The sequence below is a fragment of the Emticicia sp. genome (assembly GCF_043780375.1).
In the GTDB taxonomy this organism is placed as follows: Bacteria; Bacteroidota; Bacteroidia; order Cytophagales; family Spirosomataceae; genus Emticicia.
The window spans coordinates 17,403-41,179 of sequence record NZ_JAYWCU010000245.1 but is presented as its reverse complement, the minus strand read 5'-3'; the positions used below and the strand labels follow the sequence as shown (position 1 = coordinate 41,179).

General features: G+C 36.7%; 16 protein-coding genes. 11 read left to right on the top strand and 5 right to left on the bottom strand.

From position 1 onward, the window contains the following. The first annotated feature begins 211 nt into the window (after window positions 1–211). The 5 genes from ACH2CJ_RS18565 to ACH2CJ_RS18545 all read left to right on the top strand — a co-directional run bounded on the left by ACH2CJ_RS18565 (window position 212) and on the right by ACH2CJ_RS18545 (window position 10,443). Window positions 212–3,397 carry a SusC/RagA family TonB-linked outer membrane protein gene (locus ACH2CJ_RS18565; protein ID WP_394995121.1) on the top strand — a complete coding sequence of 1,062 codons (3,186 nt, stop codon included), beginning with the start codon at window positions 212–214 and terminating at the stop codon, window positions 3,395–3,397. A 22-nt stretch (window positions 3,398–3,419) separates the two neighbouring features. Next, on the top strand, window positions 3,420–4,943 hold the full coding sequence (locus ACH2CJ_RS18560; protein WP_394995119.1) for a SusD/RagB family nutrient-binding outer membrane lipoprotein: 1,524 nt from the start codon (window positions 3,420–3,422) through the stop codon (window positions 4,941–4,943). A gap of 375 nt (window positions 4,944–5,318) precedes the next feature. Continuing rightward, window positions 5,319–5,690, top strand: coding sequence for a hypothetical protein (locus ACH2CJ_RS18555; protein WP_394995116.1), 372 nt, complete (start codon window positions 5,319–5,321; stop codon window positions 5,688–5,690). Between the two features lie 313 nt (window positions 5,691–6,003). Continuing rightward, window positions 6,004–8,988 carry a SusC/RagA family TonB-linked outer membrane protein gene (locus ACH2CJ_RS18550; RefSeq protein ID WP_394995113.1) on the top strand — a complete coding sequence of 995 codons (2,985 nt, stop codon included), beginning with the start codon at window positions 6,004–6,006 and terminating at the stop codon, window positions 8,986–8,988. A 27-nt stretch (window positions 8,989–9,015) separates the two neighbouring features. Continuing rightward, window positions 9,016–10,443: a RagB/SusD family nutrient uptake outer membrane protein gene (locus ACH2CJ_RS18545; RefSeq protein ID WP_394995111.1), complete on the top strand. Its 1,428-nt coding sequence runs from the start codon at window positions 9,016–9,018 to the stop codon at window positions 10,441–10,443. 246 nt (window positions 10,444–10,689) lie between these two features. Here ACH2CJ_RS18545 and ACH2CJ_RS18540 read toward each other — a convergent pair whose 3' ends face one another. After that, on the bottom strand, window positions 10,690–11,127 hold the full coding sequence (locus ACH2CJ_RS18540; RefSeq protein WP_394995108.1) for an RNA recognition motif domain-containing protein: 438 nt from the start codon (window positions 11,125–11,127) through the stop codon (window positions 10,690–10,692). Window positions 11,128–11,333: 206 nt separating this feature from the next. Next, entirely contained in the window at window positions 11,334–13,697 is a 2,364-nt protein-coding gene (locus ACH2CJ_RS18535; RefSeq protein ID WP_394995105.1) for a RecQ family ATP-dependent DNA helicase, read from the bottom strand. 359 nt (window positions 13,698–14,056) lie between these two features. Here ACH2CJ_RS18535 and ACH2CJ_RS18530 point away from each other — a divergent pair, with 359 nt between their 5' ends. The 3 genes from ACH2CJ_RS18530 (at window position 14,057) to ACH2CJ_RS18520 (ending at window position 17,557) form a co-directional block, all read left to right on the top strand. Then, window positions 14,057–15,031 carry an SIS domain-containing protein gene (locus ACH2CJ_RS18530; RefSeq protein ID WP_394995103.1) on the top strand — a complete coding sequence of 325 codons (975 nt, stop codon included), beginning with the start codon at window positions 14,057–14,059 and terminating at the stop codon, window positions 15,029–15,031. Between the two features lie 127 nt (window positions 15,032–15,158). Beyond that, window positions 15,159–16,430, top strand: a complete 1,272-nt coding sequence (locus ACH2CJ_RS18525; RefSeq protein ID WP_394995100.1) for a YjgN family protein — start codon at window positions 15,159–15,161, stop codon at window positions 16,428–16,430. A 53-nt stretch (window positions 16,431–16,483) separates the two neighbouring features. Next, window positions 16,484–17,557: a M48 family metallopeptidase gene (locus ACH2CJ_RS18520; protein ID WP_394995098.1), complete on the top strand. Its 1,074-nt coding sequence runs from the start codon at window positions 16,484–16,486 to the stop codon at window positions 17,555–17,557. An 82-nt stretch (window positions 17,558–17,639) separates the two neighbouring features. Here the strand turns inward: ACH2CJ_RS18520 and ACH2CJ_RS18515 are convergent, their stop codons facing one another. Both ACH2CJ_RS18515 and ACH2CJ_RS18510 read right to left on the bottom strand, forming a co-directional pair. Then, window positions 17,640–18,899 carry an MFS transporter gene (locus ACH2CJ_RS18515; RefSeq protein WP_394995096.1) on the bottom strand — a complete coding sequence of 420 codons (1,260 nt, stop codon included), beginning with the start codon at window positions 18,897–18,899 and terminating at the stop codon, window positions 17,640–17,642. 86 nt (window positions 18,900–18,985) lie between these two features. Then, window positions 18,986–19,594: a DUF1080 domain-containing protein gene (locus ACH2CJ_RS18510; RefSeq protein ID WP_394995093.1), complete on the bottom strand. Its 609-nt coding sequence runs from the start codon at window positions 19,592–19,594 to the stop codon at window positions 18,986–18,988. A gap of 97 nt (window positions 19,595–19,691) precedes the next feature. Between ACH2CJ_RS18510 and ACH2CJ_RS18505 the strand changes: the two genes are divergently transcribed. From ACH2CJ_RS18505 to ACH2CJ_RS18495, 3 genes are read left to right on the top strand one after another with little or no spacing between them, the layout of a single operon-like run. Next, window positions 19,692–20,432, top strand: a complete 741-nt coding sequence (locus ACH2CJ_RS18505; RefSeq protein ID WP_394995091.1) for a hypothetical protein — start codon at window positions 19,692–19,694, stop codon at window positions 20,430–20,432. 12 nt (window positions 20,433–20,444) lie between these two features. Next, entirely contained in the window at window positions 20,445–20,900 is a 456-nt protein-coding gene (locus ACH2CJ_RS18500; protein ID WP_394995089.1) for a nuclear transport factor 2 family protein, read from the top strand. A 32-nt stretch (window positions 20,901–20,932) separates the two neighbouring features. After that, the gene (locus ACH2CJ_RS18495) at window positions 20,933–22,711 is read left to right on the top strand and encodes a DUF885 domain-containing protein (RefSeq protein ID WP_394995086.1); all 1,779 of its coding nucleotides are present in this window, start codon (window positions 20,933–20,935) and stop codon (window positions 22,709–22,711) included. A gap of 75 nt (window positions 22,712–22,786) precedes the next feature. Here the strand turns inward: ACH2CJ_RS18495 and ACH2CJ_RS18490 are convergent, their stop codons facing one another. Beyond that, window positions 22,787–23,767, bottom strand: coding sequence for a UDP-glucuronic acid decarboxylase family protein (locus ACH2CJ_RS18490; RefSeq protein ID WP_394995083.1), 981 nt, complete (start codon window positions 23,765–23,767; stop codon window positions 22,787–22,789). Window positions 23,768–23,777: the final 10 nt, after the last annotated feature.

Sequence of the window (23,777 nt, the reverse complement as noted above, 5' to 3'; positions counted from 1 at the left end):
CTTTACTCCATATTTTGTTTAAAAACACACGCTACCTTCCTAATAATCAGTAGATTATGCTCAAAAACATAAACTTTAATAAATCGCATAAATCTTGATTTTGGTCATATAAATTAAAACCTTCATTGCTTTTCTTTGTTAAAAAAAGGATTAGTGTGTATATTTATAATACAAAGTTTTAATTACACTAAACTAACTAACAACAAACTGAATGAGGAAACTACTACTCGCTGGCATAATGCTGGTGTGGGCAAGCATCGCTTTTGCCCAAGACAAAACAGTATCAGGGAAGATAACTTCTTCTGACGACGGCTCTCCACTTCCAGGTGTGAGTGTATTAATTAAAGGCTCTACTAAGGGTGTAACAACTGATGGAGACGGTGTTTACAAAATCTCTGCTCCAGCGAATGCAACATTAAATTTTAGTTTTATTGGCTTTACTACGCAGTCGGTTGCAATCAATAACCGCACAATTGTTGATGTTCAATTAAAAGCAGATGCAGCCGCTTTTAATGAAGTTGTGGTAACCGCTCAAGGAATTCGTAAAAATATCAGAGAGATTGGCTACGCTTATTCTAAGGTCAATACCGAAGACATCACCGTGGGTCGTTCGCCACAATTGGCTCAGGCTCTTTCGGGTAAAGTAACTGGTTTGGCCGTTTATAACGTAAACAATAGCGTTGACCCATCAGTAAAAGTCGTTTTACGTGGTTTCAGGTCATTGACAGGTAATAACGAAGCCTTGGTAGTATTGGATGGTATGCAAACTACCTCTACGATTTTGGCTTTGATTAACCCTAATGACATCGAAAGCGTTTCGATTTTGAAAGGTGGTCAAGCAGCTACATTATATGGTTCGGCGGGTATCAATGGGGCAATTGTAATCACTACCAAAAAAGGTGCTCAAGGTAAAGTAAAAGTATCTTATTCAAATAGTACAAACTTTGAAGAAATTAGCTTTTTACCAGATTTTCAAGATAAATATGGCTCAGGCTCACACTATTATCCATCATTTGGTACGGCCGGTTATAGCAATGACTATTTATTAAGAATGAAAGAAAACTTTAGACCTTATGAAAACCAACAATATGGTGATGCTTTTGACGGCTCTTTAAGACTTCAAGGAAGGGTAGCTGAAGATGGCAGCAAATTGATTGTTCCTTATGCTGCACTTGACAATATTCGTAGAAAGACTTTTGATGTGGGCGTTTCTACAAACAATCAAATAAGTGTTCAGGGTGGCGATGAAAAAAGTTCGTTCTATCTATCGGTCGAAAACCAGAAAATTAAAGGTGTTGTACCTGAAGATAAAAGTGAAAGAACAGGTGTTAGATTATCTGCAACAAAAGAATATAACAAACTTACATCAAGCTTCAATGCGAGCTATACGCAAGCTGCTTATGACCGTACTTCGGCTGATTTTTACAGTGAAGTATTGAATCAGCCAGCAAACATTCCTTTGAACGAATTGAGAGATTGGAGAAATAACCCATTGGCAAGTCCAAATGGTTATTATAATGATTACCTAAATAATCCTTATTTTCTTTCAGGTAATAACAGAATGAATTATAAAGATGCCAATATTACTGGAAACTTTAGCTTGGTTCATAAAACAACTAATTGGTTACAATTTACCAACCGTTTGGGTGTGATGAACAATTCTCGTACTGGAAAAAACTATACTGGTAAATTCTTGTATTCTGACTGGGCAAAAAATAAGGCGTTTATTCCAGAGCCTTATACGCATGATGATGATTATGATGGTATTTATCGTGCAATCACCGACATCTTAGGTTCAGTTTCAGATTATTCAACAACTGAAAATGTAATCAACAACGAGTTCCAAATACAATTGACTAAAGATTTTGGTCCACTCAAAAACAGATTGATTTTGGGAAATAGTGTTTATCAAAGATTCACTAAGTCTATCTCAGTAGGTTCAAACTCACTCGTTGTACCTCAAGTCTATAACGTTTCTAACCGTCAAGGTGAATTAACAGGTGGTGAAGCAAATACATTAGAAAGAAAACTCGGTTACTACGCCGATTTAACTACTAATTATAAAAACTGGTTGATTTTTAATGGTACTTTCCGTTTTGACCAAACTTCACGTTTCTATAAGCCAACTCGTGCGAAGAATTTCTATTCTTATCCGTATTATGGTGCTGCTTTGTCGTTTATCCCAACCGATGCCTTCCCAGCATTGAAAGGTACTGTATTGAACTATGCAAAGTTGCGTATGAACTTCAATAAAAATGCCAACGACAATGTTCCTTTATATGGTTTGGATTTAGTTTACAACAACGGTGCAAACTTCCCTTACGGAAATACTGTAGGTTTGACAGTTGGAAACGTACTTCCTGATGCAAACTTGAAACCAGAAATTGTGTATTCAGGCGAAATCGGTGGTGAGTTCCAAATGTTTAATGACCGTGTAAATATTGATTTCTCGGCTTATTCTCAAACTTCAAAAGGACAAGTAATCACGGTTAAAGTACCAAATACAACTGGTTTCAGTAACTTGTTGATTAACGTTGGTGAAACTAAAAACTTTGGTTATGAAGGTGAGTTTAAATATTTAATATTTAGAGACCAAAAAATCAACTGGGATTTCTCGGTAAGATATTCATACAACGACAACAAAGTTGTGGATTTGTATCCAGGTATCAACGAGTTCCAATACGGTGGTTATTCTTATGCTAACACAAACGTTATCAAAGGTGAGCGTTTCCCAATGTTGAAAACTGATGGTTATCAATATGCTCCTGATGGCTCTGGTTATGTATTGGTTAATCCTACAACGGGTTATCCATTAAGACAAACTACGTTATCAAAACGAGGCGGTACATTGCCACGTCATATTGCTGGTTTAGGTTCACGCTTCTCTTATGGAAGTGTTGCATTTACTTTCAATTTTGAATACCGTGGTGGCAACTATATGTATAGCGACTTAGGTCGTCAGATGACATTTACGGGTGCAGGTGGTTGGACAGAGAACAGAGCTCCACACATTTTCCCTAATTCAGCTATCTTAAACGCCGATGGAAAAACAGTAACACCAAACACTACTGTTAATGTGCGTGAAGCAGAATACGCTCTTTGGGTTGATAACTATCGCTTGATTTCTGAAAACTTCGTAAGCAAAGCGTGGTTCATTAAGTTGAGAGATGTAAACTTGTCATACTCTGTACCTGCTAAATTAATTGCTAAAACCAAAATATTCTCGAGTGCAAGTATTGCCGCTTATGGTAGAAATTTATTAACAATCGTTGATAAAGCAAACTTCTACACTGACCCTGAGTTTAGCTTTACAACTGGTAATGGTTTGGGTATCAATAACACGACTCAAACACCTCCAGTACGTCAGTACGGTATGAACATCAATCTTGTATTTTAATAACAACCAAAATTGAATTAAAATGAAAATAAAATCAATATTAATATCAGCATTAGTGGCTTTAGTGAGCAGTGCTTGTAGCGAGTCTTTTCTAGACATCAACACAAACCCTAACACATTGCCAACTGCTTCACCAAACTTCGTATTTACGAATGCTTTGAATACCTCGGCAGCCAACATGGTTTCACCAAATGAAACTGGTTCATATTGGGCAGGTCAGTGGACGCAATCTAACGGTTACATTATCTCGACAACGCTTTTTGGGTATAACTTCACCAACGGCGATTTTAACTATTGGGATGGATATTATGATAATTTGAATGATTATCAGTTTGTAATTGACAACGGAGATACCTACAGTCAGAAGTTTTTGAAAGGACCAGCAAAAGTAATGAAAGCTTTGTTGATTCAACAATTGGTTGATATGTACGGAAATGTGCCTTATTCTGATGCTTTGAAAGGCGTTGGCTCTTTAGCACCGAAATTTGATGACCAAAAAACTATTTATGAAGAACTTATCAAACTATTAGATGAGGCTCTTGTGGACATCAAAGCTAATACTTTTGCAAGTGCATTTACGAGTTCGGACATCATCTTTAAAGGTAACACTACCAAATGGGCGAAATTTGCCAACTCTCTAAAATTGAGAATTTTGTTGCGTCAGGCAAGGGTAAGCGGTAGAGATGCTTACATCAAAACCGAAATCAACAAAATCGTTAGTGAAGGCTCAGGCTTTATCACAGGTGAAGATGTTGGTGTTGGTGGAAATGGTTTCTTTTTAGCAACTGCAGGTAAATTAAATCCAATTTATGACCGTTGGGGATATGATGCAAATGGAGCAAAAAGAGCATTGAACAATTTCCCAAGATTATCACAATATCTGGTAAATAGCCTAAAAACATCAAATGATACTTTGCGTTTGAAAAGAATTGGCTATACAACAGGTGGCGAAAGTGCAACTGCGGGTGTAAGTTCAAAAGCAGAAATTGCAGCTAACTATGTGGGTGTACCATTTGGAGCAAGTTCGGGATTTTTACCAGCGGGTTCAAGTGCATTAGGACCAAGCCTTTTAGTAAAAGGCGAGTTCAACAGACCATATCTTTTAATGACAGCTTCGGAAGTACAATTACACTTGGCTGAAGCTAAACAAAGAATTAGCGATGTAGCATTACCAGGAACAGCAAAATCTTACTTTGAAGAAGGAATTACTCAGTCATTCAGAACATTAGGTGCTAATGTAGCTGGTGCAAATGCATTTAAAGTTAGCAAAATTAATAACTACGATTGGGATGCTTCTACAAATAAATTGAATGCGATTGCAATTCAGAAATGGATTACATTCACAAATTTCAATGGTTTGGAGGCATGGTCAGAATACAGAAAAACAGGATTACCAGTTACACCACAAAGTATCCAAGTACCTGATGCCAAAAGACCAGTTCGATTCTTCTACCCAAATACAGAGTCGGGTGCAAATCAAGCAAACGTAACAGCACAAGGCACAATTGATGCCTTTGCAACAAGATTATTCTGGGATGTTGATTAACACTGCTCAGTATTTTTTTTAAAAAGAGAGGTTGTCAGTTTTGGCAGCCTCTCTTTTATTTTATACATCATTAGCACACGAATCGCTTCTAAAAAAGCTCCTAAATGACCGTTAAATAAGAAAGCTTACCGTTAAATAGATTTTTAGTATAGAAATATCTACTTTTTTTGATATTTGAAAGGGTGATTTAACTAAAAACAACCGTGGCAACACCAGTTGGAAGATATACTAAAACTAATGAAAAACACCCATTGCTTTTGTATAAATTCTAAGTATACTAAAAACCATAATCGTGCGGTAGTTAATGACTTATACTTAATTCAAAAAAATAATTACATCTATAAAACCTTTCTTCAACCCTAAAACAAAAACAACATGAAACGACCAATCTTTATGCTTATTTCTTCCATTTATGGTATTTTACTCGGTGGAATTTTAGTTGTTTCTCCTTCGGAAGCAATGAAAACTTACGGCTATAACGCCATTGATTTGCTCCATAACGACCTCTCAGTTCATCTTGGTTTAATTGTGCTTATTACTTCGGTTTATATCTTTTTAAAACGAAATTCCGAAAATCAAGAATTGGTAAATATGCTCCTTTGGATGAACCTTATTTCGTTGATAACAGGAGCTTTATATGATATTTATGCACTTAATCATGTGTCAGTAATGCCTACAATTGGCTATTGTGACATTGGGTTACGATTGATTTTAGGAGTAACTACTGGATTTTATTTGAAAAAATAAATTAACAGTATATGGCACTATCTTCGCTTTCAAAAGAGTGGTTTTCAATCTGAGAACCATTCTTTTTTATTTATTTTCCCGATAGATTTGTGCATCATGCCTATAGATTTGGATAAGAGGAAATGGTGCAAAATTGTAAGAAAAAACAGGCTTTTGAACGATTATCCAAATAAAACCAACAAGATTTTTATCACATCTCAAACATTTAAAAGCATTTTTTTGTTTTGTTTAGGTATAATTATTTGTATAATTGTATGTTATAACATTAATTTTGTATTCCAATTATTTCATTTACAAACAAACTAAACAGACAATGATGAGGAAAAATTTATTTAACCTCCTTTTAGCAGTACTTTTCAGTGTGCAAATTTTTGCACAAGAAAAAACTATATCAGGAAAGGTCACATCGTCAGACGACGGATCTGCTCTACCAGGGGTAAGCATTACAATCAAAGGTACTACAAGAGGTGCCTCTACCGATGAAAATGGAGTTTATAAAATTGCAACTCCAGCAAACAGCGTATTGGTGTTCAGTTACGTGGGTTTTGTTATTCGAGAAATTCAAATTAATAACCGAACAATAATTGATTTACAATTAGCTCCTGATGCAAGTGTTTTAAATGAAGTTGTAGTTGTTGGTTATGGTCAGCAATCAAAAAAACTGAGTACACAATCGATTTCTACAGTAGGCTCTAAAGCAATTGCTAACAGACCAGTTCTTTCACCTCAAGAATTACTTCAGGGGCAAGCTGCTGGTGTACAAATGGTAGGGTCGTCGGGTTTATTAGGGGCAAACCCCGTCATTCGAATTAGAGGTGCTGGATCAATAACTGGTGGTGGTCAGCCTTTATTTGTTGTAGATGGCGTTCCTCTCAACGACGGAACCCTTTCCGGTGGGCAAGGTGCACCAACAGGTTTAAATCCATTATTGAATATCAATCCACAGGATATTGAATCAATGTCAGTTTTGAAAGATGCTGCTGCGGTTTCTATTTATGGTTCGAGAGGTTCGAATGGTGTTATTTTAATTAATACCAAAAAAGGTACATCAGACCGTAAAACTGAGATTAATTTAGATAGTTATACTGGTTTTTCAAACCCTACGAGCCTGATACCAATGATGAATACAGAGCAATTTGTAGGTTATGTAACTGAATACAGAAAAGCCAGAAATCTTGCTCCTCAAACTTTGAGTAACGACTATTTCGACTGGCCTACAAATGTTGTGCAACAAGGAAGAACAAATAATATTAGCCTTTCTGCAAGAGGAGGAAGTCAAAATACAACTTTTTTCATTGGTGGTACTTATGCAACAGAATCAGGTTTTACGATTGGAAACGACTTACGCCGTTTGGCAGGACGTTTAAATTTAGAGCATAAAGTAAACAAATTCCTCACTATCGGAACTAACCTTTCAATTTCAAATGTAAATATGGATAGGATTGGTGCAGAAAACAGTACATTCGCACCTTTGACTTCTGCTTACTTACAACTACCAAACGTTTTACCACGTGATGCAAGTGGAAACTTCCGAAATACTGGTTTTATCCAAAATGTTATTGGTATTGAAGCACTGAATACTAACCGATTTGTGTCAAAAAGGACAACTGGAAATATCTATGCTGACTTTAAAATCATTAAAGATTTAGTATTCAGAACCGATTTCGGAATGGATTATAACTCTGGTGATTCAAAGCAGAGACAAGTTGATTTATTTACACCAACAGGATCTGCTTCAAGAGATTTTCAGTATGATAGCAAATGGCTAAGTACCAATACTTTAAAATATAACAAAGACTTTGGCAAAAGCACAATTGGGGTATTAGCTGGGTATAGCTTTGAAACTGCGTTGTTTGACAGAATATTGGTTGCTGGTACTGGTTTTGCGTCGGATGGTCTTCCAAACGTTGTTTCGGCGGCTACTCCTACCTCAACAGTTGAGGAGCGTTCGGAATGGGCTTTAGAATCTCAGTTTGGTCGTTTTAATTATGGATACGATAACAGATATGTATTTGAAGCTTCTTTGAGAAGAGATGGCTCTTCAAGATTCGGTGCTGATAATAGATTTGCCTTGTTTTATGCCGTAAGTGGAGGCTGGATTTTGTCTGAAGAGAAATTTATGAAGAATCAGAATTTTATTAATTTCTTGAAATTTACAGCCAGCTACGGTACTGCAGGAAACGACCGTATCGGAAACTTCTCGTCACTTGATTTGTATGGTGGTGGTGTACTCTCAGATTACGCAGGTTCACCAGGTCTTCGCCCAACACAAGTACCAAACAAAAGCCTTACTTGGGAAGAAACAGCCCAGTTAGATATTGGCTTCAATACAACATTCTACAAAAATAGATTTAATCTATCTGTTAATTACTTTGACAAAATAACATCAGGAATTCTATTAGATGTACCATTCCCTTTTACAACTGGTTTTCCAAGTGCTTCGAGAAATATTGGTAAAATGCAAAATACCGGTATAGAAATAGATTTTAATGCAAATATTTTTGACAAAGGCGATTTCAGATGGAGCGTAGGTTTTAACTCCTCATTCTTGAAAAATAAAGTATTAGAGTTGCCAGAAGCATCAATTGACCCAGATGGTAATAGATTTGTTGCTGGTTCGGGTTCTCAAAGAGCAGTTGTTGGACGTACACTCAATGAATTCTTTATGGTTAAAGCCATAGGTGTTAATCCAGCAACTGGAGACCTTGAATGGAGAGGTAAAGATGGTACGCCAACAACCACTTATTCTGCAAATAATAGAGTATTTGTAGGCTCGGCTATTCCGAAATGGACGGGTGGTGCTAACACAAACATGTCTTACAAAGGCATTGATTTGAGTGCTCAGTTTAGTTATTCTTATGGTAACAAGGTATTAATTAGTGGTTTAGGCTTTACTGATAACATGAGTGCAACAGCAGGATTTAATAAATCTATTGATGTGTTAGACTATTGGAAGAAGGCAGGTGATGTAACTTTTGCACCGAATTTAGCCAGTTCTACTGCACCGTTGTTTAACTCAACATCTACATTACAACTTCAAAATGGTTCGTTCATGCGTCTTAGAAACTTGAGTTTAGGATACACTTTTCCATCTAAATTATTAGAGAAACAAAAGGTAATAAGAACATTTAGAATCTATGGAATGGGACAAAATCTATGGCTATTGAAAGATAAAAATTTCAGAGGTCCAGACCCAGAAGTTTCGGCAAATGGCCCTAACAACCAAATCCTTGGAGAATCGTTCTTTGCTTTACCCCAAGCCAAAACGATTACTTTTGGATTAAATCTTGGATTCTAATTTTTTTAACAAAAATCGTTTATTACAATGAAAAATATTAAAATAGCAATATTATCAGCTTTAGTTTTGATTGGGTCGAGCTGCTCTAACAGACTCGAACTTCTGCCTGAGCAATCTCTGGCTGGTTCGCAAGCATTTTCGAGTGCTGCCAATGCCGAATCTACCCTTAGAGGGGTATATTCACAAACCCAATTATTAGAGGTATTCGGGTCAGGCCCTCAAATTATATTTGATTATCAAGCCGATAATACCGATTTTGTAGGTTCTTTTCCTACATTACAAGAGATTAATAACTACGTAACTACATCGCCCAATGCTACAATTCAAGTTTATTGGCAAGTACATTATAGAGTTATTAATGCCGCCAATTCGGTGATTGAAAATGTTCCAAGAATGACAGACCCAGCACTAACACCCGATATCTCTAAAAGATTGGTTGCAGAAGCTAAGTTTTTAAGAGCCATTACTCATTTCAATCTCTTACACATGTTTGCACAACCTTTTCAGGTTCAGAGTGGTGCTACTCCGGGTGTGCCATTGATATTGAAAAGTTTTACTGGCGAAATTGAGTATCCTGCCCGAGCAACTGTTTCAGCATGTTACGAGCAAATTAGAAAAGATTTGAATGAGGCATTGACAGATTTACCAGCCGTATCTACTCCCGCATCAAGAGGAAGAGCGACAAAAGGAGCAGCCGCAGGTTACCTGTCAAGACTTCATCTTTACAAAGGTGAATATCAACAAGCCGCTGATTTTGCCAATCAAATTGTAAGTGCAACAAGTACTTACAGTTTGGCAACCAACTACTCTTTTTATGGAGCTACTCCTACTGCCGAACACGTTTTCGTTATTGTAAATAGTGCTACTGATAATGGTCGTACTGGTTCTGGCGGATGGGCTTCGTACCACAGACCTGCCTCAAATAATGGACGTGGCGACTGTGCTATGGCTGCAAGTTTGGAATCCTCGTTCAAGCTAGAAGAGACCGACAAGAGATTCGTTGATTTGAGCACATTTGTTACAGCAGCTGATGGACAAAGAAAAAGAATGACTCTCAAGTTTCCTGATGCAGCAAACAATACTGACTTATCTCCGCTTGTGCGTACATCAGAAATTTACCTTACTCGTGCTGAGGCATTAGCAGAATTGAATGGTATTAATAATGAATCATTGAATTTGGTGAATGGTATTCGCACTCGTGCTGGACTTCCTGCATGGACTTCTACTACCTTCACCACAAAAGCTGCTTTTGTGAATGCAATTTTAGAAGAAAGAAGAAAGGAGTTATGTTTTGAAGGACACAGAAGAATGGATCTTTTGAGACGAGGTTTACCTCTTCGTACAACTGGACCAACAGCAACATTGGCTGTTTATGGAAGCCCAAAAACTGTATTGCCATTACCTCAAAGAGAGATTGATTTGAACAAAAACCTTGTTCAAAACCAATCTTATTGAAATAAGTAACCGAAAAAATACATAAAAGAGGTAGTTATTTGATAAATAACTACCTCTTTTATGTTTGTATCTTGCCTTTCGGCTCAACAGAAATTAATCTAAGGTAAATAGAATTCTATCTACTAAACTCAGATTTGAATGTTTTTTATATATAATGGCAACTTAAAATAAAAACAAAGAGTTTACACATAAGGCATTGACAATCAATACCTTATGTGTAAACTCTAGCCTAAATATATAATTTTCTTAATATCTATTACGGTTGTTATCACGGTCATAACCACCGCCGCCACCACCGCCGCCACCACCGCCGCTTCCGCCGCCACGATTGTAACCGCCACCGCCGCCACCACCGTAGCCGCCTCTGTCTCCACCACCGCCGCCACCGCCACGGTTGTAACCACCGCCGCCGCCGCCGCTTCCGCCACGATTATCTCTTTCTTTTTTCTCTTCAGCTTGATTAACTACTGCCGAACGTCCGCCAATGTCAGAACCATTCAATGCGTCAATTGCTTTTTGGGCTGAGGCATCGTCTGGCATTTCTACGAATGCAAATCCTTTGCTTCTTCCTGTGTACTTGTCAGTAATGATTTTTACTGAACTTACTTCGCCATACTCTTCAAAATATTGCTTTAATTCGCTTTCTTCGATTTTAAAAGGCAGACTTCCAACAAAAATGTTCATGGTAACTTTATGATTTGAATGATAAATTTTTACAAAAGTATATTTATTTTATTAATTAACTACAATTATTCGTTTTTTTGATAAGAAAAATTGAAAAATAATTGAGATTAGTATTTAGGTGTTAAGAATTAGGGGAAAATAGGATGAAAGTGTTCGAGTCTTTTACAGAATTCTAAACCCAAATTTCTAAGTTCTACTTCTAAATCCTAATTTGCCATTTCAGACAAAAACTTAATTCTCATGAGCCTTAATTCCTCCTCACTTATGTCTTCGCTTTCAAACTCTTGTTGAGCTGCACGAATATTATCAGTTTCAGCTGCCATAAAGTATCCATATATTTCATCCTGACGGTCTTCATCAATGACTTGGTTTATGTAATAGTCGAGGTTGAGTCGTGTGCCTGAATAACAGATATGCTCAATTTCCTCAATTAACTCAGTCATTGTTAAATCTTTCGCTTCAACAATTTCATCTAAATTTATCTTGCGATCAATTTGCTGAATAATAAAAATCTTAATTTTTGATTTATTTACGGCCGATTTTACAACTAAATCTTGTGTAGTTTCAATTTCGTTGTCATCAACATATTTTGTAATTAAATCTATAAATGGTTTGCCAAATTTTTGTACTTTTCCTAAACCTACGCCATTGATATTTGCTAAATCTTGCGAAGTTGTAGGATAGGTGGTTGCCATTTCTTCCAACGAAGGGTCTTGAAAAACCACGTAAGGCGGCACGTTTTTATCTTTAGCAATTTTCTTACGCAATGCTTTCAATAATTCAAATAAAGCAGCATCAAATGCACCGCCACTCGAACTACCGTTCATACTTAAATCATCCTCATCACTACTTTCGGTATTTTCGTAGTTATGGTCTTCTGATATTGTAATCGGATGCGAATCTTCAATAAAATTTGTTCCTTTGGTTGTTAGCCTTACTACGCCATAAGCATTCTCAATATCTTTTTCAAGAAATCCCAATACCATCAATTGACGTAAAGCCGAAACCCAATAGTCGTTTGATGATTTTTTATTGTCGTGCTTTTTCGATGTCTTTTCGGCTTTCTTTACAGGTAGTGGTGCTTTTGCAACAACTGGTTTTGCATCGTCATCATCGTCCGAAACTTCTACTTCAATTTCTTCTTCATCCTCATCATCGTCATCGTCTTCTTCATTCAGCACAAACATTCCCTTCCCTTTGCCATATACTTCCAGTTTGTCATGCTCATGGCTACGAATATAGGCATTGGCAGTATTAGCAGTCAGAATATCGGCAATGTGCTGAATATCAAATCTTTCGCCTGCTTGAAACACAGCTTTTAGACCTAAAACGGCTTCGTCTTCTATCTTTATTTTTTTGGTAGGTTTCAAACAGTTATCGCAAAAGCCACAATCTTTGTCCGAATATTCTCCAAAATAACTCAAAAGTTGTCTTCTGCGGCAAACACCCAAGTTTGAATACGCCACCATTTCCATAAGCAATGCACGGGCATTGTCTCGTTCGGTAACGGTTTTGTCTTTATTGAATTTTTCTAATTTCAGAATATCGTCATAGGCATAAAACATGAGGCAGTTTCCTTCCAAACCATCTCTTCCTGCACGACCTGTTTCTTGATAATAACCTTCGAGCGATTTTGGAGCATCATAATGAATCACAAAACGAACATCTGGTTTATCAATGCCCATTCCGAAAGCAATTGTAGCTACAATTACGTCAGATTCTTCATTCAAAAACGCATCTTGATTTCTCATTCGGGTATCGGAGTCGAGCCCTGCATGATAAGGCAATGCTTTTACGCCATTGACACTCAATAAACCTGCAATTTCTTCAACTTTCTTTCGACTCAAGCAATATATAATACCCGATTTGCCTTTATTGTTGGCTATGTAGCGAATTAGTTGCTTTTTAGAATCAATCTTCGGACGAATTTCGTAATAAAGGTTTTTACGATTAAAGGAAGATTTGAAGATATGCGATTCCTCCATGTTGAGGTTTTTCTGAATATCTTGTTGAACCTTCGGCGTTGCTGTTGCTGTTAGGGCAATGATTGGCAAACTTGGGTCAATATCGTCAATTATTCCTCTGATTCGGCGATATTCTGGACGAAAATCATGTCCCCATTCCGAAATACAATGGGCTTCATCAACTGCTATAAACGAAAGTTTCGCTTTTTTCAGAAAAATCAGATTATCTTCCTTTGTCAACGACTCTGGAGCGATATAAAGCAAGCGACATTCGCCACTTAATACATCGTTTTTTACACGAGTCATTTCCGACTTATTGAGTGTCGAATTCAGAAACTGAGCATTAATACCAAATGCGGTCATTTGATCGACCTGATTTTTCATTAGAGCAATCAACGGAGAAATCACAATGGCAGTGCCTTCTAAAACCATTGCTGGTAATTGGTAACAAAGCGATTTTCCTGCCCCAGTTGGCATAATGACAAAAGTATTGTGTCCACTAACAATATTATTGATAATGGTTTCTTGTTCGCCTCGAAAGGCATCAAAGCCAAAGATTTCTTTGAGTTTTTCTTTTAATGATTGTTGTATTGCTGCTTCTACCATAAATGCAATGTTGCTGAACCGAAACTTATAAATGTGATAATTAGGATAAGTATTATGCTAAGTTACTACAATTTTTGAATTTGTATTAAAATTTGTTTTTTCTTGATAATGATTTATAAAGCCATTATTGATTGGTATTAAACAATTAGATTTAAAAAAGTCAGTCCGATATTTTTTACTACGTTTTCTAATTTAGCAAACACAATAAAAATAAAAGCTATCCTAAAAACTTATTTTACGTTGCTAAAAGTGATAGTATCTGAGGATTATTTTATGACATAAGAAATAAGCATATAAGATTCTTTTTTGTATGCTTGATAAACATCCGCTACTTTTGTCGAAAAATCAAGTTCTGAAAAGTGAAGACGAAGTTAGAAAAAAAAATACAAAGCGTTGCTAAAAAAGTCTTACAAGATGAGGCGGAGGCAATTCTTTCTTTAAAAAATCATATTGACGAGTCGTTTGAGGCTTGTGTCGATGCAATTCTTATTTGTAAAGGGCGACTTGTTGTAACAGGCATTGGCAAAAGTGCCATTATTGCCCAAAAAATTGTGGCTACTCTAAATTCTACGGGAACTCCAGCCATTTTTATGCACGCTGCCGATGCTATTCATGGCGATTTGGGCATTATCCAAGTAGATGATATTGTGCTGTGTATTTCAAAAAGTGGAGATACCCCTGAAATAAAGATTTTAGTGCCATTGTTAAAAAGATATGGCAATTGCTTGGTAGCAATGGTAAGTAATATTAGCTCTTATCTTGCCAAAAATGCCGATTTTGTATTAAATGCTCATGTAGAGAAAGAGGCCTGTCCGCTTAACCTTGCTCCTACCACATCTACTACCGCTGCTTTGGCTTTGGGCGATGCCCTGGCAATGTGCTTGCTGGAAGGGCGAGATTTTACGACTAAAGACTTTGCTAAATATCATCCAGGAGGAAGTTTGGGTAAAAAACTTTATTTGAAAGTGAGAGATATTTTTCCACAAAATGCAGTACCGAAAGTAATTGAAAGTGCGAATATTCAGATAGTAATCTTAGAAATGACCTCCAAACGCCTCGGAGCAACGGCGGTGGTGAATGATGAAAACGAGCTTTTGGGAATTATAACTGATGGAGATTTGCGAAGAATGTTGAATAAACAACAAGATTTTTCTATTTTGCAAGCGAAAGACATCATGAATGCCTCGCCAAAGGTTATTTTAGCTGATGAATATGCCGCCAATGCATTGGCATTGATGCAAGAAAAAAACATTACGCAATTGGTGGTGGTTGATAATAAGAAAGTGGAAGGTTTTATCCATTTGCACGATTTACTGAGAGAGGGATTAGTATAAATAAATTAAGTGGGTGTGTGAATTGGTGATTTAGTGAATAAGATTTTCTATCCTTCAAATTTACTTACTTTTACAAGAAATATACTTTATGCGAATAATCGTTAATCACTAAATTACTCATTTTTCCATGCCCGAAAATCTACCAGAAGAACAAACACCATTAAACCAAAATTTGGAACAAGAGTTTTCACAACCTATTGAAAACACAGTAGTTTTAGATGAAAACAAGGCTGCTGAAGACTTAATTGATGAAAACAGCATACCTCCAAGCGAACCAACTGAGCCTGTAACAGCCGCGATTATGCGTCCACATAAGCCTTGGATTCCGTCATTTCATGGCGAAGGTTCAAAATACTTTGTTATTCGCCTGCTAAATGCTCTCTTGCAAGTTATTACTCTCAATTTTTATTATCCATGGGCAAAAGCTGCTAAATTAGATTATCTCTACGAGCAAACAGAGTTTGCAGGAAGCCGATTTAAGTTTCATGGTTCGGGGAAAGAAATGTTTATTGGCTATCTAAAAATGTTATTCATGGTGGCAGTCATTTATGGTGGATTTTATTGGGCAAAAGGCAATCAACTAATCGTTTTAGGATTTTTGATTTTGTATGGTGGTCTGATTTTGGTTTATCCTTTGGCTATTCACGGAACTGTAAAATACCGACTTTCGAGAACTTCATGGCGAGGTATTTTCTTTGGCTATCGTGGCGAATTGAGTGAGTTATTTGCAAAATTTTTTATCGGCATTTTGCTTTCTGTGGTTACGTTTAGCATTTATTGGTCATGGGTACAAGTCGATTTGAGAAAATATATAACTCAACACATCCGATTTGGTGATATAGAATTCGATTTTACAGGAAAAGGGCTTGATTTATTTCTTATCAAACTCAAATACATGGCATTTTTCCTTGTGGGCTATATCGCTTGCATCGTTATAATATTAGTTTTAGCAGTATTAGGTTTCGGTTTGGGTACTATTTTTAATGCCGACATAAAAGGAGGTTTTGGAGGTTTTTCGGCCAGTATAATAATCGGAATAGTCTTTTTGTATCTATTAATCATAGCCATTTTGGGAACTATCGCTTTAATGCGGCAGCGAGAAATTTTTCAGTTTTATGCGGCTCACACCTTTGCTTGGCAAAACGAACAATGGCATGGCGTGAAACTCAACATGACCTTTGGAGATTTATTCAGGCTAAGTGTAGGAAATATGTTTTTGTTGGTCATTACTTTAGGCATTGCAACCCCTTATGTCGAAGTCCGAAACCTGCATTTTATCATGCCACGCTTGGAGATTGACGGTACATTTGACCCCGATATTATTTCACAAACCGAAAGCGAATATAGAGATGCTACTGGCGAAGATGTTGGAGATTGGTTGGATATTGATTTGGCATAAACCCCTGAAATTTGGAATAAATTGATAATTGTGTACTAAATAAATATTTACTGATGGAAGCAATATATTATGATGGTAAAACCAGCCAGCCTTATGATGCTAAAATAAGCATTTTGGGCAATATATTGTCTATAAATTATGAAAATGGTCAGTTGGCTTGGGTAATTTCACAGATTGATTATAGTTCATTTACGGGCAAAGGTAAAACGATGCTCAAATATGGTGAGTTTCCGCATCAATATCTTGAGTTTCCGATTGACTCATCACTATTTCATGCTTTAGAAAGCCATTTACCAAGGCGTAGAGAAGGTTTTTTGGCATTTTCTAACGAATTGGCAAATTCTGGTTTTCGTGGTGTTTTAATTGGATTAGTTATTTTTATGGCAATTACATCCGGATTTTTCTTTTTTGTGTTGCCAAAAGTTGCCGAATATGTTGCCGGTGGAATCCCAATTGAGGCAGAAATTGATTTGGGGAAGCAGTTTTATGAGAGTTTTGTGGGCGATATGGAAGTTGACAAAGAAAAGACAAAATTACTCAAAGATTTTGCCAAAAAAATAGATTTTGATACAGAATATCCTTTGAAATTTACAGTCGTAAAATCGGAGCAAGTCAATGCGTTTGCTTTGCCCGGTGGAAATGTGGTAGTTTTTAGTGCTATTTTGAAGAAAATAAAGAATCCCGAAGAATTGGTAGCCCTACTTTCGCACGAAGTTACGCACGTAAAAAAACGTCATTCTTTGAAAGGTTTAGCACGAAATTTATCAAGCTCGTTGGTAGTTTCTGTGGTCATTGGTGACATGAATACAATAGGAAATATTTTGGTTAGTCAAGCCAATAATATTTATCAATTGGATTTTACAAGAGATATGGAAAAACAAGCCGATTTGGAAGGTTTGCAAATCATGTATCTTAATAAACTCGACCCAAAAGGTATGATACAACTGATGGAAAGACTGCACGAAGAAGAAAAAAAAGTAGGCGTTGATAAAATGCCCTCGTATCTTAACTCACACCCAATGACAAAAGAACGAATCGCTTACATCACCAAAGAAACGAAAGGTAGAAAAGGAGTGAAAAACGAGGCATTGGAAGCGATTTGGGAGAAGATTAATGGAAAGATGTAGCTTTTACTAAATCGTTATTTTAACACAACAAAGGCTGAATCAATGATTCAGCCTTTGTTGTGATGAGATTTTAAATATTTTTCTACTCCTCCAAAAAATCTAAATCCTTGTTATGCGTTTCGGGAACAGTTAGGACAGAGTAAAAACCAATCGCAAAGCAAATAAGACCAACGATTGCCCCTGCCATAATAATTCCTTGCGAAGGCTTGAAAAACTTATAAGAAGTTGTCATCAACACTACCGAACCTCGCACCATATTTGGTATAGTGGTGGCAGCGGTTGCTCGAAGATTCGTACCAAATTGCTCTGCTGCAACAGTTACAAACATTGCCCAATAACCTGTGCCAAAACCTAAAAAACAGCATAGTGTATAAAACATAGCTGCACTTTTGATGGTTCCTGAAAACAACAGGATAAACACACATATCAGAGCAAATGACATCATATAGGCAATCGCTTTTTTGCGAGAATGAAGGGCATGACTAAAAAAACCACTCCCAAAATCACCAATCGAAATACCTATATATGCCCACATGATTGATAAACCAGGGTCAATTTTTTCAGTAATACCCAATGCTTCGCCAAATTCGTTACTTAGGTAAACCAAGATTCCGATACAAAACCATAATGGTATTCCAATCCCAATGCACTTCATATAAGTTGAAAAACGCTCCCAATTGGTAAAAAATGCAAAGAAATTACCTCTTTCTACGTTTTTCTTACCAACAATATCTTTAAAAATACCCGATTCAATTACTCCAACACGCAATAATAATAATGCTACGCCCAAGCCACCTCCAATCAAATAGGCAATTGTCCAATCGCCTGAAAGCCTTACGGTAAAAGTAGCAACCACCGCACCAAGCAAGCCTATGCCAGCAACCATTGAAGTACCTATTGCTCGAAGTTTTTTAGGTAAAATTTCTGAAACAAGTGTAATTCCTGCACCTAATTCGCCCGCCAAGCCAATTCCTGCAATAAAACGCAGCCATTTGTAGGCTTCAATTTTATCCATAAATTCGATGTGAGGAATCATTCCGCAAGCGATATTTGCCAATGAATAAGTAATAATTGAGCCAAAAAGCACAGAAAGCCTACCTTTTTTATCTCCCAAAATCCCCCAAAAAATGCCGCCAATAAGCAAGCCAATCATTTGAAAATTAATAATTGTTGTGCCGACCGAAGAAACGGCTTCTTTGGTGTTCAAACCAAGGCTTTCGAGACTTTGTACTCGTACGATTCCGAAAAGTTGAAGGTCATAAATATCAACAAAATAGCCTAAAGCAGCTACAATTACAGGTAAGCTAAAAAGGTGTTGAAAAGTAGTTTTTTCTTGATTCATAGTTTTTTTAGGGGTTGAGTTTAGAACGACGGATTTTTTTAATCCGTCAAGTCGAAAAAAGGACGAATTAAAAACCCGTCGTACTTTTATAATTCTTTAATTTTTATCTTACGCCAACTTACCTTTATTCCTCCTCCACTATGAATCTGCAAAGCAATACTGCCACTTATTGAGCCTATTTGGGTATCGTCTAAAGTAATCATTTGAGTGCCATTTAAGAAAGTTGTTACAACATTTCCCTTTACTAAAATTTTCATTTTATTCCATTTACCCATTTTCAAGGCTTTGTCTTTTTCGGGTTCAGGTTTTATCAACCAACCTCTTTTGTATGACTCATAAATTCCACCTGTTGAATGGCCGGGAGGTGCCACTTCTACTTGCCAACCTGTAACTTTTGTTCCTTCAATAGAAGAATGAAAAAACACGCCACTATTGCCATTGGCTTCTTGCTTAAACTCAAGTGTCAATTCAAAATCTTTGAAAGTTTTTTCAGTTCCCAAATAACCATATTCTTTGTCAGGGCCGCTTTCGCAAACCAATAGCCCATTTTGAACATACCATTTTTCAGTACCATAAATTTTCCATCCTGAAAGGTCTTTTCCGTTGAATAGTGCTTGTTTTCCACCTTTTTGAGCGAGAATTTTTGTCGAAAAAATACATAGAAGCAGCAGTGAAAGGCATAGTTTTGTTTTCATTGTAAACCGAGTTTTATAAGTTTTTATAAGGAAGAATAATTTTTTTTACAAAGAAAAGCTAAAATCTTTATCTTGCATCGTTTAATCAAAAAATACTATGAAAAAAAACGTTTTAATACCCATCTTTTTGCTCTTTATTTGGGGGTTTGGCGAGAATGCTTTTGCACAAACCAAACTTTCACAACAAACGTATGATGGTTTTATTAATGGTAAAATCCCTATTAGTTTATTGCTGACCTTTGATGCAAATCTGGTGTACGGAACACTAACTTATAAAAAAGTTGGACAGCCCATCAAAATTATTGGTACTATTGAGAAAGAAAACATCTTGCTTCACGAATTTGCTACGAAGGCTGATATTACGGGCATTTATTATGGCACAAAAAAGGATGATGAAATAAAAGGCTCGTGGGCCAGCCCCACTGGAAAGGAACTATCATTTAGTATACAAAAAACAACAATTATACAAATTGATAAGCCCGAAAACAAGTCTGTGACAGGTTCGTATGCTTATAGTTTTGGTAAAAACGGTGGCACAGGAAACCTTTATGTGCAGCAAGTAAAAGACAAAATTATTATTGAAATACAAGCAGTAAAAGGCCCACCGAGCTATAATCAGGCAATTATTGAGAAAACAAACTTGAAATTATTAAAAAACGAAGCGATTTATGAAAACAACGAGTATGGTAAATGTAAATTAAAACTAAGTTTTTTTGAAGGAGGAGCAAACATTATTTATCTCAATGAAGCCTACGAATGTGGTTTCGGAAATGGTGCTTCGGTAATAGGTAATTATTTAAAATTTGATAATAAAGCACCTAAGTTTGAACAGTTTTAATCTTTTATATTTATGAAAAAATTGCTATTTGTTACTTTAATGTTTTTCACTCTTACAACTTTTGCTCAAACCGACGAAGAGCAAATCAAGGGAACTATTAACCAAGTATTTGATGGAATGCGTAAAAATGACACAACACTTGTGCGACAAGTCTTGCATACTTCATGTTTTTTGAAATCAATTGGAAAAAACAAAACGGGTGAAGTAAACTTACAAGAAGACCCGATTTCGGGTTGGTTAAAACAAATAGGAACCAAGCGTGAAGGTATAGTTTTGGATGAAAGATTGACGAGCTACCACATAAAAATTGATGGTGAAATGGCAATAGCTTGGACTCCTTACGAGTTTTATGTTAATGACAAGTTCAATCATTGTGGTGTAGATGTGTTTACGATGATGAAAACCGACAAAGGCTGGAAAATTATAGGCATTGTAGATACTCGTAGAAAAGAAAACTGTAAAAAATAAATAACCCATTAACAAACCTGTAAATCAAAACAATGAAAAAACTACTATTGGGGCTTATAGCCTTGACTATTATCTCTTGTACTTCAAAAAAAGCCGAACAAGTAACTTCGACCTCACAAAACAAAGACTTAGCCAAAGTTTTTGATGATTACTACGAAGAAAGTCTCAAACTTTCGCCAATATCTGCTACCAATCAAGGCGACAACCGATATAATGATTTGTTGCCCAATGATATTTCGCAAGAGTTTATTGACAAAACAAAGGTAGTTTATAACAATTACCTCGAAAAAGTTTCAAAATTTGACCGTGAATCGTTAATTGATGAAGATAAGATTGCCTACGATATTTTCAAGCGTCAAATGGAAATACAGTTGGAAGGTTTTAAATTTCGAAGCGAATATATTCCTTTTCAGCAATTTTGGGGTTTACCTCTCACCATGGGACAGTTGGGTAGTGGCGAAGGTAGCCAACCATTCAAAACCGTAAAAGATTATGAAGATTGGTTGAAACGTATTTCAGCTTTCAAAGTTTGGGGCGACACTGCCGTGGTAAATTTCCGTAAAGGAATTGCGACAGGAATTGTTTTGCCAAAATCGTTGGTTGTGAAAATGATTCCACAAATGAATGATTTGGTGGTGAGTAACCCAACGACAAGCCTTTTTTATGGCCCTATCAATAAATTACCGAAAGACTTTAGCGATGCCGACAAAACTCGCTTGACTGATGCTTATAAAAAAGCAATCATGGGTGAACTTGTACCAACATACAAAAAAATGGGTGATTTTCTAAAAAATGAGTATTTGCCAAAAGCTCGTACAAGCTCAGGGATCGGCGATATGCCACAAGGCAAAGAATTGTACATATATATGGCCAAAGTAATGACTACCACCGACAAAACTCCCGAAGAAATATACGAAACTGGCTTAAAAGAAGTAGCACGCATCAGAGGTGAAATGGAAAAAGTGAAGGAACAAGTTGGTTTTAAAGGTACTTTAGCAGAGTTCTTTTCATATCTAAAAACCGAGAAGAAGTTTTATCCTTATAAAAACCCAAAAGAAGTTTTAGATGCTTTTGGTACAATTTTGACCAGAATTGAGCCAAATCTAAGCAAAATGTTTACCAAAACGCCAAAAACGAAGTTCGAAATTCGTGAAACAGAAAAATTTAGAGAGGCATCTGCCAGTGCAGAATACAATGCTGGTTCAGCTGATGGAAGTCGCCCAGGGATTTTCTACGTACCGATTCCTGATGCTACCAAGTTCAACTTTACCTCGGGCATGGAATCTTTGTTTTTACATGAAGCTATTCCTGGGCATCATTACCAAGTTTCGTTGCAACAAGAAAATACATCTTTATACAAATTTCAGCGATTTGGTGGCACGTCTGCTTATGCTGAAGGTTGGGCATTGTATTGTGAATCTTTGGGCAAAGAATTGGGAATTTATACAGACCCCTACCAGTACATGGGTGCATTAGGCGATGAAATTCATAGAGCTATTCGCTTAGTAGTTGATGTAGCAATTCATACAAAGGGTTGGTCTCGTGAGGAAGCTATCAAATATATGATGGATAACGAACCGATAGCCGAGCAAGGTGCTGTTGCCGAAATTGAGCGTTATATGGCAATTCCTGGTCAAGCATTGTCTTATAAAATTGGAGCCTTGAAAATTAGAGAGTTACGAACAAAATACGAAAAACAATTGGGAACAAAATTCAGTTTGGCAGAATTTCATGATGAGTTTTTGAAAGATGGAGATATGCCACTGAGCGTCATTGAACGTAAAATGGATGCTTGGGCAGCCAAGAAGTGATAAATCATTGAGAGATATCAATAAAAAAAGTCATGCCACGATTTAAAACGTGGCATGACTAAATTCTTTAAATTTTTACTTTTTATCAAACTCTCTGTGAGCTACTTCATCGAAAAGCCTTTCTCTCGGTAAACTCTTAAAGTATTCATAAGTTATTTTCAAACCTTCGGCTCTATCTACTTTTGGCTCCCAACCTAATATTGCTCTTGCTTTTGTAATATCTGGCTGACGTTGCTTCGGATCATCTTTTGGTAATGGTCTGTGAACAATTTTTTGATTAGTACCTGTTAATTTAATGATTTCTTCAGCAAATTCATTCATCGTAATCTCTGATGGATTTCCAATATTAACAGGCTGAGCATAATCCGACAAAAGTAAACGGTAAATACCCTCTACCAAATCATCAACATAACAGAATGAACGGGTTTGTGTACCATCTCCAAAAATCGTTAAATCTTCGCCACGTAATGCTTGACCAATAAATGCAGGCAGAACACGTCCGTCATTGAGTCTCATACGAGGCCCATAAGTATTAAAAATACGCACGATACGAGTCTCTAAGCCATGGTAAGTATGGTAAGCCATTGTCATGGCTTCTTGAAAACGCTTAGCTTCGTCATAAACGCCACGTGGACCAACTGGATTTACGTGTCCCCAATACTCTTCTGTTTGTGGGTGAACCAAGGGGTCGCCATAAACTTCCGATGTTGAAGCAATGATTACTCTTGCTTTCTTTACACGAGCCAAACCGAGACAGTTATGAATTCCGAGTGAACCAACTTTGAGGGTTTGAATCGGAATTTTCAAATAATCAATCGGACTTGCTGGTGACGCAAAGTGCAAAATATAGTCTAATTCGCCAGGAACGTGAATAAATTTACTCACATCGTGGTGATAAAACTCAAAATTTGGATGTTTGAACAAATGCTCAATATTGCGTAAATCTCCCGTGATAAGGTTATCCATCGCAATTACGTAATGACCTTCCTTGATAAATCTATCGCAAAGATGCGAACCTAAAAAACCCGCACCGCCCGTTATTAATACTCTTTTCATAAAACTAATG

Excerpts from the sequence above, each read along its gene's own strand:
- ACH2CJ_RS18510 (WP_394995093.1), bottom strand. The coding sequence starts at position 19,594 with ATGAAAACAAAACTATGCCTTTCACTGCTGCTTCTATGTATTTTTTCG.
- ACH2CJ_RS18495 (WP_394995086.1), top strand. The coding sequence starts at position 20,933 with ATGAAAAAACTACTATTGGGGCTTATAGCCTTGACTATTATCTCTTGT.
- ACH2CJ_RS18500 (WP_394995089.1), top strand. The coding sequence starts at position 20,445 with ATGAAAAAATTGCTATTTGTTACTTTAATGTTTTTCACTCTTACAACT.
- ACH2CJ_RS18520 (WP_394995098.1), top strand. The coding sequence starts at position 16,484 with ATGGAAGCAATATATTATGATGGTAAAACCAGCCAGCCTTATGATGCT.
- ACH2CJ_RS18515 (WP_394995096.1), bottom strand. The coding sequence starts at position 18,899 with ATGAATCAAGAAAAAACTACTTTTCAACACCTTTTTAGCTTACCTGTA.
- ACH2CJ_RS18535 (WP_394995105.1), bottom strand. The coding sequence starts at position 13,697 with ATGGTAGAAGCAGCAATACAACAATCATTAAAAGAAAAACTCAAAGAA.
- ACH2CJ_RS18550 (WP_394995113.1), top strand. The coding sequence starts at position 6,004 with ATGATGAGGAAAAATTTATTTAACCTCCTTTTAGCAGTACTTTTCAGT.
- ACH2CJ_RS18560 (WP_394995119.1), top strand. The coding sequence starts at position 3,420 with ATGAAAATAAAATCAATATTAATATCAGCATTAGTGGCTTTAGTGAGC.
- ACH2CJ_RS18525 (WP_394995100.1), top strand. The coding sequence starts at position 15,159 with ATGCCCGAAAATCTACCAGAAGAACAAACACCATTAAACCAAAATTTG.
- ACH2CJ_RS18555 (WP_394995116.1), top strand. The coding sequence starts at position 5,319 with ATGAAACGACCAATCTTTATGCTTATTTCTTCCATTTATGGTATTTTA.
- ACH2CJ_RS18565 (WP_394995121.1), top strand. The coding sequence starts at position 212 with ATGAGGAAACTACTACTCGCTGGCATAATGCTGGTGTGGGCAAGCATC.
- ACH2CJ_RS18505 (WP_394995091.1), top strand. The coding sequence starts at position 19,692 with ATGAAAAAAAACGTTTTAATACCCATCTTTTTGCTCTTTATTTGGGGG.
- ACH2CJ_RS18545 (WP_394995111.1), top strand. The coding sequence starts at position 9,016 with ATGAAAAATATTAAAATAGCAATATTATCAGCTTTAGTTTTGATTGGG.
- ACH2CJ_RS18540 (WP_394995108.1), bottom strand. The coding sequence starts at position 11,127 with ATGAACATTTTTGTTGGAAGTCTGCCTTTTAAAATCGAAGAAAGCGAA.
- ACH2CJ_RS18490 (WP_394995083.1), bottom strand. The coding sequence starts at position 23,767 with ATGAAAAGAGTATTAATAACGGGCGGTGCGGGTTTTTTAGGTTCGCAT.